Below are 20,136 nucleotides of genomic sequence, written 5' to 3' on the forward strand. Positions count from 1 at the left end.
GAAGTGCGGGGCTTTTTTACGTCCGTACTCTGCCAGTCTAAGCTGAAACATTTTCATTTTCTGCATCAAGCCTCGACAATTTCGACTGATCAGGCTAATGTTGGGCATCCAGATGTCTAACCGTTTATATGGTTGCAAGAGGTGAGCAGGCTATGCCAATCAGGATCCCCGACGAATTACCGGCAGTGAATTTTTTACGCGACGAAAACGTCTTTGTGATGACCTCGTCGCGCGCCAGTGTTCAGGAGATCCGCCCGCTTAAAGTACTCATACTGAATCTGATGCCGAAGAAGATCGAAACGGAGAATCAGTTTCTGCGCCTGCTGTCCAACTCGCCACTGCAGATCGATATTCAGCTGCTGCGTATCGACAGCCGCGAGTCGCGTAACACCCCCTCTGAGCACCTCAATAACTTCTACTGCAATTTTGAAGATATCCAGCATGACAACTATGACGGCTTAATCGTTACAGGTGCGCCACTCGGGCTGGTCGATTTTAATGATGTTGCCTACTGGCCGCAGATCCAGCGCGTGCTGCACTGGGCAAATGAGCATGTCACCTCTACCCTGTTTGTCTGCTGGGCAGTGCAGGCCGCACTCAATATTCTGTATGGCATCCCCAAGCAAACCCGGCATAACAAACTGTCGGGCGTCTACGAGCATCAGATACTGCATCCCCATGCGTTACTGACGCGGGGATTTGACGATAATTTCCTGGCGCCTCATTCACGTTATGCGGATTTCCCTTCCCGGCTGATCAGGGATTACACCGATCTTGAGCTGTTTGCTGAATCGGAACAGACGGGCGCCTATCTGATGGCGAGCAAGGACAAACGACTGGTGTTTGTAACCGGCCATCCGGAGTATGACGCCCTGACGCTGTCGGGTGAATATCATCGCGATTATGAAGCTGGCGTGAATCCGGACATTCCCCATAACTACTTTCCGCAGGATAACCCGGCCCTGCCACCGCGCGCGACCTGGCGTAGTCATGGCAACCTGCTGTTCTCCAACTGGCTCAACTACTACGTTTACCAGATTACGCCATTCGATCTGCGCCGCATGAATCCGACGCTGGAATAGTTCCGATCCGGGATCAGCTGAACCGTGTTAGCCACTGGCAGCACGGTTTTTTTTCGCCTCTATAACGCCAATGAAAAGCTTTCCTTTATCTTTATGAAATTTAATATCATTAAATTCATACAGATAAGAATCATTCACTTATAAAATGGAAATAGTTTTTGATTTAAGAAAATAAATGTTTATGCTCTGATCCTGTAGCTCATAAAACCAGCACCCTATGGATCCGCTGAATTCGATCCTTTGAATACAGGAGAGCGCCAGCATGACAGACTCAGTGATCAGCCATTCCCTGATTTTCAGCCAGCCCTTTAACCACGCCGAACAGGAGGTGTTAACACCCGAAGCGATCGCCTTCCTTGAGAAGCTGGTCGCGCGATTTGCACCACAACGTGAGGCCCTGCTATTGGCCCGCCAGCAGCGGCAGCACCGTTACGATCAGGGCTATCTCCCGGACTTCGATATGGAAACGGCTTCCATAAGAGAGAGTGAGTGGCGCATCCAATCCATCCCGGCCGATTTAGCCGATCGCCGGGTTGAAATTACCGGGCCGCCCGATCGCAAAATGGTGATTAATGCGCTGAACGCCAACGTAAAAGTCTTTATGGCTGACTTTGAAGATTCGCTGTCACCGGAATGGAAGAAACTGATTGAAGGGCAACGGACACTGCAGGAGGCGGTGCGGGGCACCCTGAGTTACACCAACGAGAATGGCAAAGTTTATCAGTTAGCTGCTAATCCTGCGGTTCTGATGTGCCGGGTTCGTGGCCTGCATCTGTCTGAAAAGCATGTCAGCTGGCAGGGTGAGGCGATTCCCGGCGGGCTGTTTGATTTTGCGCTCTACTTCTTCCACAACGTTCGTCCCCTGCTGGCTAAAGGCAGCGGGCCTTACTTCTATCTGCCAAAAACCGAGAGCTGGCAGGAGATCGCCTGGTGGCGTGAGATCTTCAGTTTCAGTGAGGATCACTTTGATCTTCCTCGCGGGACGATCAAGGCCACGGTGCTGATCGAAACGTTACCCGCCGTCTTCCAGATGGATGAGATCCTGTGGAATCTGCGCGATCACATCACCGGTCTCAACTGCGGCCGCTGGGATTACATCTTCAGCTACATCAAGACCCTGAAACAGCATGCCGATCGCGTGCTGCCTGACCGCCAGTCCGTCACCATGGATCAGCCGTTCCTGAATGCCTATTCGCGATTGCTGATCAAAACCTGCCATCGGCGGGGCGCGTATGCGATGGGCGGCATGTCGGCGCTGATCCCCGCGAAAGATCCTTCGCGCAACGCCTGGGTACTGCAGCGCGTGAAGGAAGATAAGCAGCGGGAAGCCGGTAACGGACATGACGGCACCTGGATTGCGCACCCTGGCCTGGCCGATACCGCGATGGCGGTGTTCGATGCCGCACTGGGAGAGCGATCGAACCAGCTGCACATTCTGCGTGAAGAGGATGCGCCCATCACCGCAGAACAGTTGCTCGCGCCCTGCCAGGGTGAGCGGACTGAAGCCGGTATGCGCGCCAGCATCCGTGTCGCGCTGCACTATCTGGAAGCCTGGATCAGCGGCAACGGCTGTGTGCCGATTGACGGGCTGATGGAAGATGCGGCGACTGCGGAGATTGCGCGCACCTCTATCTGGCAGTGGATTCATCATCAGCAGCGCCTCAGCAATGGTCAGCCGGTTACCGCTGAACTGTTTCTGCGCTGGCTGAATGAGGAGCTGCACCTGCTGCAGAGCGCGCTGGGCGAAACGCACTTCAGCGCCGGACGCTATAACGATGCGGCGCAGCTGATGGCGCAGATCACCACGGAGCGCGAGCTGGTTTCCTTTCTTACCCTGCCAGGCTATCGCCTGATCCCCTGAACAGAGGAGCTATTGCCATGACACGTACTCAACAGACAGAACAACTCGAACAACTCTGGCAGACCGCACGCTGGCAGGGAATTACCCGTCCCTACAGCGCGGCAGAGGTGGTTAATCTGCGGGGATCGGTTCTGCCCGCCTGTACGCTGGCCACGCGCGGTGCGGAGAAGCTCTGGGCGCTGCTGAACGGCGGGGCGAAGAAGGGGTATATCAACAGCCTGGGGGCGCTGACGGGCGGGCAGGCTCTGCAGCAGGCGAAAGCGGGCATCGAGGCGATCTACCTCTCTGGCTGGCAGGTGGCGGCGGATGCCAACGTAGCGGGGCAGATGTACCCGGATCAGTCGCTTTATCCGGTGAACTCCGTTCCTGAAGTTGTCACGCGCATTAACCAGACCTTCCAGCGCGCCGATCAGATTCAGTGGTCCAGCGGTATCGAAGCCGGTGACAGCCGCCACACTGATTTCTTTCTGCCAATCGTCGCGGACGCGGAAGCCGGATTTGGTGGCGTGCTGAATGCGTTTGAGCTGATGAAGGCGATGATTCAGGCGGGCGCGGCGGCGGTTCACTTTGAAGATCAGCTGGCGGCGGTGAAAAAATGTGGCCACATGGGCGGCAAAGTGCTGGTACCGACGCAGGAAGCGATCCAGAAACTGGTCGCGGCACGGCTGGCGGCGGATGTCATGGGCGTGCCAACCCTGCTGCTGGCCCGGACCGATGCCGATGCGGCGGATCTGCTGACCTCTGATTGCGACGAGTATGATCGGCCCTTTATCCGCGGCGACCGCACGGCAGAAGGTTTCTTCCGCACCCACGCCGGGATTGAGCAGGCGATCAGCCGCGGGCTGGCCTATGCGCCTTACGCTGACATCCTGTGGTGCGAAACCTCCACGCCCGATCTGGCGATGGCGCAGCGCTTTGCCGATGCCATTCATGAACGCTTTCCGGGCAAGCTGCTGGCCTATAACTGTTCACCTTCGTTCAACTGGAAAAAGAACCTCGACGATCGCACCATCGCGAAGTTTCAGCAGTCGCTCAGCGACATGGGCTATCGCTTTCAGTTCATTACGCTGGCGGGCATCCACAGCATGTGGTTCAACATGTTCGATCTGGCTCACGCCTACGCGCAGGGTGAAGGCATGCGTCACTACGTTGAGAAGGTTCAGGAGCCTGAGTTCGCCGCCCGCGATCGCGGTTACAGCTTCTCCTCGCACCAGCAGGAGGTGGGCACCGGCTATTTCGATCAGGTCACCAACATCATCCAGGGCGGAAAATCGTCGGTGACGGCGCTGACCGGTTCCACCGAAGAGCATCAATTCTGACCTGTTCTGCTGACTGATTTCCCGCCCGCCTCGTGCGGGCGGGCACTGACCGGAGCCGATTATGCCGCCACGCGAATCGCTGATCGCCCACACCATTCTGCAGGGATTCGATGCGCAGTATGGCCGCTTCCTCGACATTACGGCTGGCGCGCAGCAGCGCTTTGAACAGGCGGAGTGGCAGGCGGTGCAGCATGCCATGAAGGCCCGTATTCATCTCTATGATCATCATGTCAGACTGGTTGCTGACCAGCTGCGGGTGCTGAACGGCGCGGCAGACTGGGATGTGACGTTCTGGCTGCGGGTTAAGGATCACTATCAGAGCCTGCTGCCCGGCTATCCGCGACATGAAATTGCGGAAAGTTTTTTTAATTCCGTCTACTGCCGCTTACACGGACATGCCGATCTGCAGCCGGATCGGCTGTTTATCTTCACCTCTCAGTCCGGGGCTGCGCCCGTCACTCCTCTGCGTCCGCTGTCGCGCACGTATCAGCCGCAGCGGGGCTGGCTGGCGCTGGTGGATCAGATGCTGGACGATCTGCCGTTAACCCTGCCGTGGCAGCATCGTGCGCGCGATGTCGGCTGGATTGTCCGCCACCTGCAGTCGCACTTTCCCCGCCTGAACCAGGGCTGGCTTGAGGTCAACAGCGAGCTTTTCTACCGCAATAAAACCGCCTGGCTGGTGGCGCGTCTGCATCTGCCGGAGGGGATCTTTCCCTGCCTGCTGCCCGTCCAGCGCAGTGAGGCGGGCGAACTCTGGATCGACACCTGTCTGACCGATGTGAACGACGCCAGCATCGTTTTCGGTTTTGCCCGCGCCTGTTTCATGGTGTATGCCCCGGTGCCGGCGGCGCTGGTCGCCTGGCTGCAGCCGATTCTGCCCGGCAAAACGCTGGCGGAGCGCTATATGGCGATCGGCTGCCAGAAGCACGGCAAGACTGAATGCTATCGCGAATATCTGCAGGCGCTGGCCGAGAACAGGGCGGCGTTTGAGGTCGCGCCCGGCGTGCGTGGCATGGTGATGCTGGTCTTTACGCTGCCAGGCTTTGACTGGGTGTTCAAAGTCATCCGGGATCGTTTTGCACCGCAAAAAGAGGTAACGGAAGCGCAGGTCCGTGCCTGTTATCAGCAGGTCAAAGAGCACGATCGCGTGGGGCGAATGGCGGACACCCAGGAGTTCGAGCAGTTTGCGCTACCGCTGGCGCGTCTTTCACCGGCGCTGCTGGCGGAACTTTACGCCTGCTGTGCGGAGAAACTGCATGTCGAAGGCGATCGCCTGATCATCCGTCATCTGTGGCTGGAACGGCGTATGCAACCGCTCAATCTCTATCTGGCGCAGGCCAGCGCCGCCGAACGGCATCACGCCATCGAAGAGTATGGCAATGCCATTAAACAGCTGGCGGCGGCCAATATTTTTCCGGGTGACATGCTGTTTAAAAACTTCGGCATCACCCGTCATGGCCGGGTGATCTTCTACGACTACGATGAGATTCGCCCGATGCAGGATCTGAACTTTCGTGAGGTGCCGGCGGCGCGCTATGAGGAGGATGAGCTGAGCGCCGAGCCGTGGTACAGCGTCGGGCCGGATGATGTTTTTCCGGAAACCTTCCGCTATGCGTTATGCAGCGAAGCCGTGACCGGCGCGTTGCTGCTGACGCTGCACCCGGAGATATTCGACGCCAGCTGGTGGCGCACGCAGCAGCAGCGCATTGCCCGGGGCCATGTGGAAGAGGTGATCGCCTGGCGGCAGACGCAGCGTTTCAGCGTCTGCTACGCCGCTGAAGCGGTTAACGACCGCTGTACGCCAGCGTGACCTGACGCGCTTCCCGGATGACCAGCGCCCCCAGTTCCGTAATCCGATCGTCTGTCATGCGGGCAATGGGGCCGGAGATAGAGAGCGCAGCAAACGCCTCGCCATGCTCATCATAGATAGGTGCGGCCACGCAGCGCAGCCCCAGCGCATGCTCCTCATCATCCAGCGAAAAGCCCGCTTTGCGCACCTGCGCCAGATTCTCTTTTAGGCTCTGCGGTGACATCAGGGTTTTTGGCGTGTAGTAATGCAGACCCTTCTGATGCAGCAGGGCGGTGACCTGATCGTCTCCCAGATGCGCCAGAAACGCTTTGCCCGCGCCTGACGCATGCATCGGCAGCTTGCCGCCAATCGGTGCTGACATCCGCATCAGCTGGGTACACTGCACCTGATCGATGATCACCGCCTGGTGATCGCTGAGATCCAGCACCGCCAGATTCACCGTTTCGCCGGACTGCTCCATCAGGCTGCGCAGTACCGGATGAACCAGCGCCAGCAGATTGCGACTCTGCAGAAAACTGCTGCCGACCACAAAGGCGTGCGCGCCCATCGTCCAGAGACCCAGATCGCCGACCTGGCGGACAAAGCCCTGCTGCTGCATGGTGCTGAGCAGGCGATGTGTGGTGGAGTTCGGCAGGCCCGCCTGCTGCGCCAGTTCGGTCAGGGCGACGCTGCCATGTGAATCGGCAATCAGCTCCAGCAGCGTCAGGCCACGGGTCAGCGACTGCACCTGTCCACCCGCAGACGCGGCGGCAGGGGAGCTTCGGGGTTTCTTGCCACGCTTTACAGGAACCGGCGTTGCCATCGTGTTTCTCCTTTTGCATTGTGGAAATCATTTTCGTTTTAATCCGCCGGTTTGCAAACGCTGGTTTTCTGGTCAGACCTGTCACGTCGTGCTGAAAATGTCTTAACTGTGGTCACTTTGTCGCCTGACCAGCTTGTGCCAGAATGAAAACCGGGGTTTTCGCTGGCAGACTGACGTGAATGGGGCAACAGTGAGCAGAAAAATCGACGCGTTACATCAGCAGCTCGCCCAACGCATTATGGTGCTGGATGGCGGCATGGGCACCATGATCCAGCGCTGCGGGCTGGAAGAGCAAGCGTTTCGCGGCAGCCGGTTCGCTGACTGGCCCTGCGATCTGAAAGGCAATAACGATCTGCTGGTGCTGAGCCAGCCGCAGGTGATCCGCGAGATCCACGACGCCTATCTGGCAGCGGGCGCGGATATCCTTGAAACCAACACCTTTAACGCCACCTCGATCGCGATGGCGGATTACCGGATGGAGAGCCTGGCGGCGGAGATCAATCTTGAAGCCGCCCGGCTGGCGCGCGCCTGCGCCGACGCCTGGACGGCAAAAACACCGGATCGGCCGCGCTATGTGGCGGGGGTGCTGGGGCCGACCAACCGCACCTGCTCGATCTCGCCTGATGTTAACGATCCCGCTTTCCGCAATATTACCTTCACCCAGCTGGTGGCGGCGTATCGCGAAGCGACCCGTGCGCTGGTGGCGGGCGGGGCCGATCTCATCATGATCGAAACCGTGTTCGATACGCTGAATGCCAAGGCGGCGGTCTATGCGGTGCAGACGGAGATGGAGGCGCTGGGCGTTGCGCTGCCGCTGATGATCTCCGGCACCATTACCGACGCCTCCGGCCGCACGCTCTCCGGCCAGACCACCGAAGCCTTTTACAACGCCCTGCGTCACGCGGAACCGCTCTCCTTTGGACTGAACTGTGCGCTGGGACCGGATGAGCTGCGTCAGTATGTGGCGGAGCTGTCGCGGATTGCGGAAGGCTACGTGTCCGCGCACCCCAACGCCGGACTGCCTGATGCGTTCGGGGAGTACAATCTGGATGCGGCGCGGATGGCAGAGCAGATTGGTGAGTGGGCGAAGGCGGGGTTCCTGAATATCGTTGGCGGCTGCTGCGGCACCACGCCGGAGCATATCGCGGCCATGGCCGCCGCAGTGGAAGGGGTCGCACCGCGCCCGCTGCCGACTCTCCCGGTCGCCTGTCGCCTTTCCGGCCTGGAGCCGCTGAACATCACCGCAGAGTCGCTGTTTGTGAACGTCGGTGAGCGCACCAACGTCACCGGCTCAGCGAAATTCAAACGGTTAATCAAAGAGGAGAAATATAGCGAGGCGCTGGAGGTGGCGCTGCAGCAGGTGCAGAACGGCGCGCAGATCATCGACATCAATATGGATGAAGGGATGCTCGATGCTGAAGCCGCGATGGTGCGCTTTCTGAATCTGATCGCGGGCGAACCCGATATCGCCCGTGTGCCAATCATGATCGACTCCTCGAAATGGGCGGTGATTGAAAAGGGGCTGCAGTGCATTCAGGGCAAAGGGATCGTGAACTCGGTGTCGATGAAAGAGGGCGAAGCGGCATTCATTCAACAGGCGCGTCAGGTGCGGCGTTACGGCGCGGCGATGGTGGTGATGGCGTTTGATGAAGTGGGCCAGGCGGATACCCGCGCCCGTAAAATTGAGATCTGCCGCCGGGCCTACCGGATCCTGACGGAGCAGGTCGGTTTCCCGCCGGAAGACATTATCTTCGACCCCAACATCTTTGCAGTCGCCACCGGTATCGACGAGCACAATAACTACGCCGCGGATTTCATCGGCGCCTGTGAAGATATCCGGCGGGAGCTGCCCCACGCGATGATCTCCGGCGGCGTCTCCAACGTATCATTTTCCTTCCGAGGCAACGATCCGGTGCGTGAAGCGATACACGCGGTCTTCCTCTATCACGCTATCCGCAACGGCATGGATATGGGCATCGTCAACGCAGGTCAGCTGGCCATCTATGACGATCTGCCCGCGGAACTGCGCGATGCCGTGGAGGATGTGATTCTGAACCGGCGCGATGATGGCACCGAGCGACTGCTGGCGCTGGCGGAGAAATACCGCGGCGGTAAAGGCGATGCGTCCCAGGAGCAGCAGCTGGCGGAGTGGCGCAGCTGGGCGGTGGCGAAGCGGCTGGAGTATGCGCTGGTTAAAGGCATTACAACGTTTATTGAACAGGATACCGAGGAGGCGCGCCAGCAGATGCCGCGTCCGATTGAGGTGATCGAAGGCCCCCTGATGGCCGGCATGAACGTAGTGGGTGATCTGTTCGGTGAAGGCAAAATGTTTCTGCCGCAGGTGGTGAAGTCGGCGCGCGTAATGAAGCAGGCGGTGGCCTGGCTGGAACCCTTCATCGAAGCCAGCAAAGAGGCGGGGCGCAGCAACGGTAAAATCGTGCTGGCTACGGTGAAAGGCGATGTGCATGACATCGGCAAGAATATTGTCGGCGTGGTGCTGCAGTGCAATAACTACGAGATTGTGGATCTCGGCGTGATGGTGCCGGGCGAGAAAATCCTTAAAACCGCGCGGGAAGTGAATGCCGATATTATCGGCTTATCGGGCCTGATCACGCCATCGCTGGATGAGATGGTCAATATCGCGAAAGAGATGGAGCGACAGGGCTTTACGCTGCCGCTGCTGATTGGCGGCGCGACCACCTCGAAGGCGCACACCGCCGTCAAAATTGAGCAGCACTACAGCGGCCCGACCGTCTATGTGCAGAACGCCTCACGCACCGTGGGCGTGGTGTCGTCGCTGCTCTCTCCGACCTTAAGAGAGGATTTCATCGCACGTACCCGCAAGGAGTACGAAACCGTGCGCATCCAGCACGCGCGCAAAAAGCCCCGCACGCCGCCAGTCCCGCTGCAGGCAGCGCGCGACAACGCCACCCTCATCGACTGGCAGAGCTATACGCCGCCGGTGCCGCATCGGCCAGGCGTCAGTCAGGTGGAGGTGAGCATTGAGACGCTGCGCAACTACATCGACTGGACGCCCTTCTTTATGACCTGGTCGCTGGCGGGCAAATATCCCCGCATCCTGGAAGATGAGGTGGTAGGCGAAGAGGCGCAGCGTCTGTTTGCCGATGCCCGTGCGATGCTCGACAGACTGAGCGAGCACTCCCTGCTCGCGCCGCGTGGCGTGGTCGGTATTTTTCCGGCGAACCGGGTCGGCGATGATATCCATATTTACAGGGATGAGCGGCGCGAGGAGATTTTGTGTGTAAGTCATCACTTACGTCAGCAGACTGAGAAAACGGACTTCGCGAACTACTGCCTGGCCGATTTTGTGGCCCCGAAATCCTCAGGAAAGGCGGATTACCTGGGGGCGTTCGCGGTAACGGGCGGACTGGAGGAGGATGCGCTGGCGGAGGCTTATGATCGCCAGCATGATGATTACAACAAGATCATGGTGAAGGCGCTGGCGGACCGTCTGGCCGAAGCCTTTGCCGAATATCTGCATGAGCGGGTGCGAAAAGTGATCTGGGGCTTTGCGCCTAACGAAAATCTCAGCAACGAAGAGCTGATCCGGGAAAATTATCAGGGAATACGTCCGGCACCCGGCTATCCGGCCTGCCCGGAGCACACCGAAAAAGCTGCCATCTGGCGTCTGCTGGCGGTGGAGGAGCAGACCGGCATGAAACTCACTGAATCCTTTGCGATGTGGCCCGGTGCGTCCGTGTCGGGCTGGTATTTCAGTCATCCCGAGAGTCGCTATTTCGCCGTCGCGCAGATCCAGCGTGACCAGGTGGAGGATTATGCCGCTCGCAAAGGGATGCCGGTGAGTGAGGTGGAGCGCTGGCTGGCACCCAATCTGGGCTACGATGCGGAGTGAATAAAAAAGCGGCCAGCGGGCCGCTTTTCTCTTCTGGCGGGGTTCCCTGCGCATTGCGCTCAGGTGTGGCGGCCAGATCCACCCTGAACCTTGTTCCACTCAGAAGCAGGAAGCGGCCCGAAGGCCGCTCTCTGCTTAGTTGAAGCGCGCGTCGCGATCGGAGGTCAGGTCATAGAGCTGGTACTTACGACCCAGCATCTGACCGCCATCACGCGTCAGCGGCACCCAGTTCACCTGCGCACGGCCACGGGTCGGCGTCACGGTGAAGAGGTCCATCGGGATGGAGATGTAGAAGCCTTTGGTGAAGTCGCCTTCACCATACTCTTCAGACGAGACGTTGGTTTTGGTGGCATACACGCCGACCATCACGCCGCTGTCGAAGCGCTTCGACACATCGACCGTCACGCCTTTATCTTTCGCCAGATACTGACCGACGCTGGTCTTCACCAGCACATCCTGCATGAACCACGGACGCCAGTAAGCGGTCAGGTTGCCGGTGGCCGCTTTGTAGCGGTTAAACTGCATCATATTGTCCCAGTCACGCTGACGGACGTAGTTGGCATCAACGCCCACCGCCCAGTTAGCATCGACCGGACGATAGAGCAGCTCGCCGCCCACGCCACCATACATCGTCTCCAGATATCCGCCGTAAAGCTGACCATAGAAGCCGTTACCGAGGTGGCCCATATAGTTTGCCTGCAGATCGTTGACGTAGACGTTGTTCTCAACGTAGTCGCGGATGTGGGTACGCACGCGAGGCAGCGTGGAGTCCGCCGGCGCGCCGTTGTAGTTGAACTTATCGTAGTTGTTGGCGAGGTTGCCAAACAGGCTACCGCCCACCAGCAGGTGATCCGTCAGCCAGTAATCGACGTTGCCCATGACGCCGACCTGATACATGTAGAAGCTTTCCGGTCCGCCTACCGACTGATTCAGCACCGGCGACAGGCTGTAGTTCAGGCGATCTTTGCGGATGAACATGCCCTGTTCTGTGTTACCCGGATCGACCGGCTCTTTGCGAACCTGCTGCAGCGGCTGCTCATGACCCAGCGGATAGCCTTCCAGCTCTTTACGCAGGCTGGCGACATTCGTCTCCGTGGTCACCTGCGGCATGTTAAAGCGCGACTCGGTGACATTGATGGTGTCGATGCCGTCAGGCAGGTGGTTCATGATGATGCGGTTAGCGCGATCGACGCCTTCGCGGGTGTCACGATACTTTGTCTGCTCGCCTGACACATAGAGCGTGTGGCCCTGCGTCTGAATACGCGGGCCATCCAGCCCGGCATTCTCTTTCAGCGCGACCAGCTGATCGCCCACTACGGTTGTCTCCAGCAGGGCCGGTTGCGGCTGCGGCTGATAAGCAGGCTTCGCACTGTCGATATGCGACTGGCGCAGGTCGTTAAAGTTGGTGCGGAAGGTCACGCCGAACATAAAGGTGTTGCCGCGTTCGTAGCTGGCGTTGATGTCCGCCCAGTCAGTTACGCGGTAGATCGCGCCGACGTTGAGCTTACTCCGCTGATCCAGTCGTCCCGCGAAGTCATTCTGGTAGTCGTTGCCTTCATACTCCATTTTAAGGCGCAGCGGCTGCCACGGCGTCTGATACTCCACGCCGCCAAAAAAGGCCGTCGGACCGTGGAACATCTGCGAACCGTTGATGGAACCGGCTTCGCCCACCCGTGGCCGCTGGCAGTAGCTGTCGCTGTAGGAACAGAAGGGGTTCTTCACGGTGCCGCTGTTGCCGAGATAGCCCCAGCCCAGCCCCAGAGTAAAGTCGAACGGCCCCCAGGCTTTGGTCGCGACCAGATATTCGCTGTCGAACAGGCCGGTGCCGCCGAGATCGCGGGTACCCACCGCCACTTCCGGCAGCCAGAACCCCTCCTGCCACAGGCGGAGTTTCAGGTCGAACGCTTTGTCTTTATAGCTCTGGGTGCCGCTGAACTCTGACACCGCACTGTACTGACGGGTCCGCACGTCGGTATACCGCACGGTCGTCTCCAGCCACGGAAAGAGCTGCAGCGAGGCGGAGTAGTAGCGGTACTGGTCGTTGTCGCGCGCATTGAGGCTGAACTCGCCCTCTCTGGCCATGCGTGCCGTCGGCACCTGCATCAGGCCCACACCGCCAAAATCGGATTGTGACGGGCCCACCGGTGCGGGCCAGGTGTCCGCCTGCGCCTGACAGGCCGCCGCCACAGAAACAGCCAGCAGGCTGAAGAGATAACGTTTTTTCATCAGTCTGGTATCCGGTGAGTCAGTACGGAGAGGATGCGGTCATTGAGATCGTTGTTGCTGCCTGGCAGGCTCCATGAGGAGAAGCCGAGCCAGATCACGCTGCCGGGTTCCACTTCCGCGTGACGATGATTCCAGTACGCGACGGGCACCTGCTGTGTGGCTCCCGATGGCGCAATCACCGTAACAAAATTGCGTTCTGCCCCGGAGAGTGCCTCATGCCCCTCCAGATAGTCGCGTACCGACTTGCCTGGCTGCCAGCTTACTTTGCCTGCGCCGCGCAGTGCGCCGAGCAGCAGCACGGCGTCGGACGGAGCCTGCAGCCAGAGGTCGTAGCTGCCCTCGAGCCGCCGGTTGTCTGCCGGATGCAGACGGATCCAGTCCGGGTCGAGCGAGGTGAACTGACGTCCTGTCACCCTGATGGCGCTGAGCTGGCGGATCACCTCATCGATGGCCGCGGCCCGCTCACCACTGCTGTCACTGCGCCAGGCACGTAACGCGCCCAGTGTCTGCTGATAGTGCTGCCGGGCGACGGCGGTGGCACCGCGCTCGGCAATAAAGGTGCTGCGCCAGTCCGTATTCACCTGCAGCGGAGGCAGTGTCACCAGCTGGGCGAGATCGGCGATCTGGCTCAGTTCAGCCTGTCCACCTTTGTGCGGCGCATGGACAGTAACCTGCGCAGCGGCCTGCGCGCCTGCGGTGCTGAACAGGCTCAGCCCGGCCAGCAAAAAAGTAATTTTTTTCATGATTTCGCCGGCTTCAGAATGGTGGTTTCAACAGGAAAGGCATCGGCCGCCAGCATCTGCTGGGCCTGCACCACATCGCCGCTGCTGTTATCGATCCAGAAGGTGTTTTCCCACTCACGGTGCAGGCTGTCGATGCTCACCTGCTCATGCCAGACGCGGCAGGGAATGCGGTTGCCCGCGACCGTCAGCACCGCGTCGGTGCCGCGCTGGAAGGTTGAACGCACGGTTGCGCCGCGCACCTTGCCCTGTTCAGTCCACTGCACGATGCGGGTCCAGCCTGCGCCGTTGCTGAGGTGCAGGGCGTTGGCGAGCGGATCCTGTTGCAGATTGCTGACGCTCAGCAGGTTATCGGTCAGGCCAAGGGTCTTCACCAGACGGCCGTGCTGTGTCACCAGCATCGCCTGATCCTGCGTCACCCATTTCTGCTGACCCTGCTCGTTGTAACCCAGCACCACAAAAATGCGCGGGCCGTTGTTCAGACGAGCGTAGAGACTGGCATAGGGGAGATTACTGACCTGTTGATCGGTGACGGTGACGTCGTCCGGACCGTTAACCGCCAGCAGCAACGTCTGTTCAAGACCTTTTTGCGTTTGTGTACAGGCCTGCAGCAGCAGGCAAGCGAGCAGCAGAGGAAGTTGGCGCACTGTGTGTCCCTGATAAGTCATGCCAAAGTAAAAATAACCACACAAACGTGTGGTTATGTTTAAAAGTGCTCTGCCCGTCAGCGCTGACAGCAACACGAAAAACTACGCTGCGCCGCTGAATCACCGTTGAGTGTTCAGCCTTGCCCGTGGGTCATCGGACTGCCATCAGACATCTGTCGGGCAGCCATCAACGAGTGGTGCTCGTCGTGGTTGTGGTTGTTGTACCGGTATTCGCACCGTCACCACCGCCAGAAGCGGCGATGCCGAGCCCGACCAGCGCGCCCAGTGCACCGATACCCACAGCGGTGGACGTGCCGGACGAGATGGCTCCCGCCTGCGCGCCTGCTGCAGTACCTGCTTCACCCGCTTCCTGTGGCGCAGCATAAGCGCCGGAAGAGACAGCAACGAGGATCAGGGCTGCACCGGCAACCATAGTTTTTTTCATAACAACGTTTCCTGCATTGAGTGAATGAAGGATCTCTGACCGGCAACCCGGATGATGCAGATAACCTGCGATCCGCGTGACGGACAGGCCCATTGCGGGCGCGTTCATTATAGGGCAACAAAATATCAGAGTTCAGTGCCATAAAAACCAGGGCAAATAGCGGGGCGCGAACGTGATTTAATGAGCAATATTGGCGATAACTGCTCTTTATATGGGAGGGTTTCGGGCGGATACCAGATATTTCGCTGTCTGCGAATCTGTTGCAAAGCGTAATGTTCTTTTTTATTTATATCTGGTACGGAATAAGAATAATCAGAATTTACTCAAAACGGCCTGAATTAAATAAGCTTATTAATCAAAGGATAACAGGCCGGTCCGCCACTTTTCAGGGCCATTTTAAACTGGGTATACGCCAGTTTCATCTGATCAGGTTCAGAATTATCTCAGGCTGTTTTAAGACTTTTCCCGCCTCGGACAGCAGCCGGAAAAGAATAAATGGCGTGTTCAGCGATAAAAACGGACAAAAAAAGGGCAGCGCGATGGCTGCCCTGTTCATTTAACGCCGATTAACGCCAGGACTTATAGCGGTTAATTAAGGCATTGGTGGAACTGTCGTGCGAAGTAACCTCGTCGTCGTTTTCCAGTTCCGGCAGAATGCGGTTCGCCAGCTGCTTACCTAATTCCACACCCCACTGATCGAAGGTGAAGATATTCAGGATAGCGCCCTGAGTGAAGATCTTATGCTCATACAGGGCAATCAGCGCGCCCAGGCTGTAAGGCGTAATCTCACGCAGCAGAATGGAGTTGGTCGGGCGGTTACCCTCAAATACCTTGAACGGCACGATATGGGCCACGGACTCAGCAGACTTACCGGCATCGGTAAACTCTTTCTCGACCACGTCGCGTGACTTACCAAACGCCAGCGCCTCGGTCTGGGCAAAGAAGTTTGAGAGCAGCTTCGGATGGTGATCTGCGAGCGCATTGTGGGTGATGGCGGGCGCGATAAAGTCACACGGGACCAGCTTGGTGCCCTGATGGATCAGCTGATAGAAGGCGTGCTGACCATTGGTGCCTGGTTCACCCCAGATGATAGGGCCGGTCTGGTAATCCACCGGATGACCGTCGCGATCCACATACTTACCGTTCGACTCCATATTGCCCTGCTGGAAGTAGGCAGCAAAGCGGTGCATGTACTGGTCGTAAGGCAGAATAGCTTCAGTTTCGGCACCGAAGAAATTGTTGTACCAGATGCCAATCAGCGCCAGCAGGATCGGCAGGTTCTGTTCCGCCGGGGCAGAGGCGAAGTGCTGGTCCATAGCGTGTGCGCCGCTCAGCAGCTGCTCAAAGTTGTCGAAGCCGATGGAGAGGATGATCGACAGGCCGATGGCTGACCAGAGTGAATAGCGGCCGCCCACCCAGTCCCAGAATTCAAACATGTTGTTCGTGTCGATACCAAATTCACCCACCGCTTTGGCGTTGGTTGACAGTGCCGCGAAGTGTTTAGCAACATGCTGCTGGTCACCGGCTGTCTTCAGGAACCAGTCGCGCGCGCTGTGGGCGTTGGTCATGGTTTCCTGGGTAGTGAAGGTCTTCGAGGCGACCAGGAACAGCGTGGTTTCCGGGCTGAGATCTTTCAGCGTTTCGGCGATGTGGGTGCCGTCAACGTTGGAGACAAAATGCATGTTCAGATGGTTTTTGTACGGGCGCAGCGCCTCGGTCACCATAAACGGACCCAGATCGGAGCCGCCGATGCCGATATTCACCACATCGGTGATCGGCTTACCGGTATAGCCTTTCCACTCGCCGCTGATGATACGTTCGGAGAAGGCTTTCATCTTCTCCAGCACCGCATTGACTTCCGGCATCACATCTTTGCCATCTACCAGAATCGGCGTATTGCTCCGGTTGCGCAGGGCGACGTGCAGCACCGCGCGATCTTCGGTACGGTTAATCTTCTCGCCGGAAAACATCGCGTGAATGGCACTGCTCAGATCGGTCTCTCTGGCCAGCGCCTGTAACTTATCGAGGGTGTCCTGGGTGATGCGGTTTTTGGAGAAATCCACCAGCATCTGATCATCAAAGGTGGCAGAGAATTTGGCAAAACGATCGGCATCCTGGGCGAACAGATCGGCGATTTCTACCGATTTCATCTGCTCAAAATGCTGTTGCAGCGCTTTCCAGGCTGCGGTTTGTGTCGGATTGATATTTTTCATGGCAACACTCTTGTTGATATTAAGAACCGTCATTCCATCGGAGGCAGATCCTGCCCATTTAGCGTTTCAGTATGACCACAGTTGTAACTGAAAGGAAAAATTTTGTCAGTGCCCGGCGGGCGGGCGCACGGAACAGCGGACGCTTATCGCCAGCATTAAGTGGTGCGAAGCGCCCAGCCCGACGCGGCAAAGTGTGCCGCGAAAGCGGGCATAAAACGTTGTGCATTATCAGGGATTACTGCACAGGCTGAACCCATTAAGCACTGTAGCCGCTGCGACAGAGGGTAATTTGTTTTCTGATGCGACATTCCGGGCCTCACTGGCGTTGACAGCAGGGCCAGAAAAGGCTAAATCTATGCGCCTACTTGCGCACCTGTGCGCAAGCCAGAAGAGGCGCGTCGCCCAGGCAGTGTGTTGGAGGAGCCGTATCCGGTGAAAACACATAATGGGGAGCGACGCCGAGGCGGTTCAGCACGCGGTGTGTTGTCTGTCGGCTACAGGGGCTGAATCCTCTGGGTTGTCACCAGAAACGTCTGCAGTCGACGTTTCGCAAGGTGGGGCGCTTCTGGGTGACTCGTCTACCCGATCTGGTCTGCCCGTTTCTGCTCTTTCCTTGTGCCTGGCTGAAAGAATGTTTCTCGACCCTTTCTGCGGCGAGAACAAGATAACCTGACACGAGGTCCTACATGTCTCAAACTCTGATTGTGGCAAAATTCGGCGGCACCAGCGTGGCCGATTTTGAAGCGATGAACCGCAGCGCCGATGTGGTTCTGCAGGACGCCAGCACGCGTCTGGTGGTGCTTTCCGCCTCGGCGGGCATTACCAATCTGCTGGTGGCGCTGGCCGAAGGCCAGCCGGCTGCCCAGCGCGCAACGCTGCTGGACGATATCCGCCGCATCCAGTACGCCATCGTTGATCGTCTGCAGCGTCCGGCGGTGATCCGCGAGGAAATCGATCGGATGATCGACAATATCAGCATGCTCTCCGAAGCCGCTTCGCTGGCCAACTCACACGCCCTGACCGATGAACTGGTCAGCCACGGCGAGCTGATGTCTACGCTGCTGTTTGTGGAAATTCTGCGTGAACGTCAGGTTAACGCCGAATGGTTTGATGTCCGCAAGGTGATGCGCACAGACGATCGCTTTGGCCGGGCCGCACCGGACGTCGCAGTGCTGGCGGAGCAGGCGACGACACAGCTGCAGCCGCGCATTGCACAGGCGCTGGTGGTGACACAGGGCTTTATTGGCAGCGAAAGTGAAGGGCGCACGACGACCCTGGGCCGTGGCGGCAGTGATTACACCGCCGCGCTGCTGGGCGAAGCCCTCCACGCCGCGCGGGTGGATATCTGGACCGATGTGCCGGGCATCTACACGACCGACCCACGCGTGGTGCCAACGGCAAAACGCATTGATGAGATTACGTTCGAAGAAGCCGCCGAAATGGCGACCTTCGGGGCGAAAGTGCTGCATCCGGCGACGCTGCTGCCTGCTGTCCGCCGCGGCATTCCGGTCTTCGTCGGCTCCAGCAAGGACCCGGCGGCGGGCGGCACCCGCGTCTGCAATGAAACCCGTAACCCGCCGCTGTTCCGTGCGCTGGCGCTGCGTCGCAAGCAGACGCTGCTCACGCTGCACAGTCTGAACATGCTGCACACCTTTGGGTTCCTCGCCGAACTCTTCGCGATTCTGGCGCGTCACAACGTCTCTGTTGATCTCATCACCACCTCCGAAGTGAGCGTGGCGCTGACGCTGGACACCACCGGCTCCACCTCAACCAGTGGCAGCCTGCTGACCCAGGCGCTGCTGACGGAACTCTCGTCGCTGTGCCGGGTTGAGGTGGAAGAAGATCTGGCGCTGGTGGCGATTATTGGTAACCAGCTGTCAAAAGCCTGCGGCGTTGGCAAAGAGGTGTTTGGTGTGCTGGATCCCTTCAACCTGCGGATGATCTGCTACGGTGCCAGCAGCTACAACCTCTGCTTCCTGGTGCCGGGCAATGACGCTGAAAGCGTGGTGCGGACGTTGCATCACAACCTGTTCGAGTAAAACGCCTTGCCCTCAGGCCGCGTTCGCGCGGCCTGAAACCTGCCTGAGTGCCCGATTTTTGTCCGGTCCTTCCTCGTTGCAATAGTCTGAATAAAATAAGCAAAAACAATTTCTTAGATTACTCGTTGTCAAATGGCAACCCATTTCTTTGCGCATTTCGTGCACCTCCGTTGCGCTCCCCTTGCGCAGATTTATAATCCCGCCGCTGAATCAATTCACCCAAATTTAGGAAATATCATGAAAAGGTTAGTCGCAGAGGCGCTGGGTACGTTCGTACTGGTGGCGGGCGGTTGTGGGAGCGCCATTCTGGACGCGGCGTTCCCTGAGCTGGGCATCGGCTTCACGGGCGTGGCGCTGGCTTTCGGGCTGAGCGTGCTGGTCATGGCGTACGCGGTGGGGCATATCTCCGGCGGTCACTTTAACCCGGCGGTCACCCTGGGATTAGTGGCGGGCGGCCGTTTTCCGGCGTCACAGGCCATCCCCTATATTCTTGCGCAACTGGCGGGCGGCATCGCTGCGGGCGCAGTGCTCTATCTGATCGCCAGCGGCAAAGGTGACTTCAATGCCACGGTGAGTGGCTTCGCGGCAAATGGTTATGGCGAACATTCGCCAGGCGGCTTCAGCCTGCAGGCGGGCATGATCACTGAAGGGGTAATGACCGCTATCTTCCTGATTGTCATCATGGGCGCTACCAGCGAACGCGCGCCGAAAGGCTTCGCGCCTGTGGCGATTGGCCTGGCGTTAACCCTGATCCATCTGGTCAGCATTCCGGTAACCAACACCTCGGTGAATCCGGCCCGCAGCACCGCGGCCGCGCTGTTCCAGGGCGGCTGGGCGCTCTCTCAGCTCTGGATGTTCTGGTTGATGCCGGTTATCGGTGCAGTGATCGGTGGTTTGATCTACCGCGGTTTACAGGAATAAGCAGCGTAATTTCGTCGATATCCTGCGGATCGGCAGCAGTCGATCCGCATTTTCCCGCCTCGCCCGATCTTCGCCTTACGTCCCGATCCTGAGATGTTATGATCCCGCCCTCGTCACGGCAGTCGTTCCTGTCTGACGCTCCGACAGGGAAATCCTG

General features: G+C 58.5%; 13 protein-coding genes and 1 riboswitch. Of the genes, 7 read left to right on the top strand and 6 right to left on the bottom strand.

Going from position 1 to position 20,136, the window contains the following annotated elements; translation table 11 throughout:
• Nucleotides 1–152: 152 nt before the first annotated feature.
• The 4 genes from metA (at nt 153) to aceK (ending at nt 6,072) form a co-directional block, all read left to right on the top strand.
• Nucleotides 153–1,082 (top strand): homoserine O-succinyltransferase MetA, encoded by a 930-nt coding sequence (metA, locus tag ACNY69_RS14710; protein ID WP_418799008.1) that lies wholly within the window; start codon nt 153–155, stop codon nt 1,080–1,082.
• Between the two features lie 262 nt (nt 1,083–1,344).
• Entirely contained in the window at nt 1,345–2,943 is a 1,599-nt protein-coding gene (gene aceB, locus ACNY69_RS14715; protein WP_418799009.1) for a malate synthase A, read from the top strand.
• Nucleotides 2,944–2,960: 17 nt separating this feature from the next.
• A complete protein-coding gene (gene aceA, locus ACNY69_RS14720; protein ID WP_293774318.1) occupies nt 2,961–4,262 on the top strand; it encodes an isocitrate lyase in 1,302 nt (433 codons plus the stop codon).
• A gap of 61 nt (nt 4,263–4,323) precedes the next feature.
• Entirely contained in the window at nt 4,324–6,072 is a 1,749-nt protein-coding gene (gene aceK / locus ACNY69_RS14725) for a bifunctional isocitrate dehydrogenase kinase/phosphatase (protein WP_418799010.1), read from the top strand.
• Here the strand turns inward: aceK and iclR are convergent.
• Nucleotides 6,047–6,874 (bottom strand): glyoxylate bypass operon transcriptional repressor IclR, encoded by an 828-nt coding sequence (iclR, locus tag ACNY69_RS14730; protein ID WP_111142050.1) that lies wholly within the window; start codon nt 6,872–6,874, stop codon nt 6,047–6,049. The two genes, aceK and iclR, sit on opposite strands and share 26 nt — an antisense overlap.
• A 190-nt stretch (nt 6,875–7,064) precedes the next feature.
• On the opposite strand from iclR, the gene metH reads away from it, so the two are divergent.
• The gene (metH, locus tag ACNY69_RS14735; RefSeq protein ID WP_418799012.1) at nt 7,065–10,748 is read left to right on the top strand and encodes a methionine synthase; all 3,684 of its coding nucleotides are present in this window, start codon (nt 7,065–7,067) and stop codon (nt 10,746–10,748) included.
• 135 nt (nt 10,749–10,883) lie between these two features.
• Here metH and ACNY69_RS14740 read toward each other — a convergent pair whose 3' ends face one another.
• The 5 genes from ACNY69_RS14740 to pgi form a co-directional block, all read right to left on the bottom strand.
• A complete protein-coding gene (locus ACNY69_RS14740) occupies nt 10,884–12,974 on the bottom strand; it encodes a YjbH domain-containing protein (RefSeq protein WP_418799013.1) in 2,091 nt (696 codons plus the stop codon).
• Nucleotides 12,974–13,717, bottom strand: coding sequence for a capsule biosynthesis GfcC family protein (locus ACNY69_RS14745; RefSeq protein WP_293774310.1), 744 nt, complete (start codon nt 13,715–13,717; stop codon nt 12,974–12,976). Before ACNY69_RS14745 ends, ACNY69_RS14740 begins: the two co-directional genes overlap by 1 nt.
• Nucleotides 13,714–14,361 (bottom strand): YjbF family lipoprotein, encoded by a 648-nt coding sequence (locus ACNY69_RS14750; protein ID WP_367396000.1) that lies wholly within the window; start codon nt 14,359–14,361, stop codon nt 13,714–13,716. The genes ACNY69_RS14745 and ACNY69_RS14750 overlap by 4 nt, the downstream gene beginning before the upstream one ends.
• A 187-nt stretch (nt 14,362–14,548) precedes the next feature.
• Nucleotides 14,549–14,806, bottom strand: coding sequence for an exopolysaccharide production protein YjbE (gene yjbE, locus ACNY69_RS14755; protein ID WP_111142061.1), 258 nt, complete (start codon nt 14,804–14,806; stop codon nt 14,549–14,551).
• A gap of 566 nt (nt 14,807–15,372) precedes the next feature.
• Nucleotides 15,373–17,019, bottom strand: coding sequence for a glucose-6-phosphate isomerase (gene pgi / locus ACNY69_RS14760; RefSeq protein WP_111142065.1), 1,647 nt, complete (start codon nt 17,017–17,019; stop codon nt 15,373–15,375).
• A gap of 380 nt (nt 17,020–17,399) precedes the next feature.
• Nucleotides 17,400–17,592: riboswitch (Lysine riboswitch) on the top strand.
• 113 nt (nt 17,593–17,705) lie between these two features.
• Between pgi and lysC the strand changes: the two genes are divergently transcribed.
• Both lysC and aqpZ read left to right on the top strand, forming a co-directional pair.
• Nucleotides 17,706–19,058 (top strand): lysine-sensitive aspartokinase 3, encoded by a 1,353-nt coding sequence (lysC, locus tag ACNY69_RS14765; RefSeq protein WP_293774307.1) that lies wholly within the window; start codon nt 17,706–17,708, stop codon nt 19,056–19,058.
• Between the two features lie 234 nt (nt 19,059–19,292).
• Nucleotides 19,293–19,979, top strand: a complete 687-nt coding sequence (aqpZ, locus tag ACNY69_RS14770) for an aquaporin Z (RefSeq protein WP_304598438.1) — start codon at nt 19,293–19,295, stop codon at nt 19,977–19,979.
• Nucleotides 19,980–20,136: the final 157 nt, after the last annotated feature.

The organism is Pantoea graminicola (genome assembly GCF_048452665.1).
Lineage (GTDB): Bacteria > Pseudomonadota > Gammaproteobacteria > Enterobacterales > Enterobacteriaceae > Pantoea.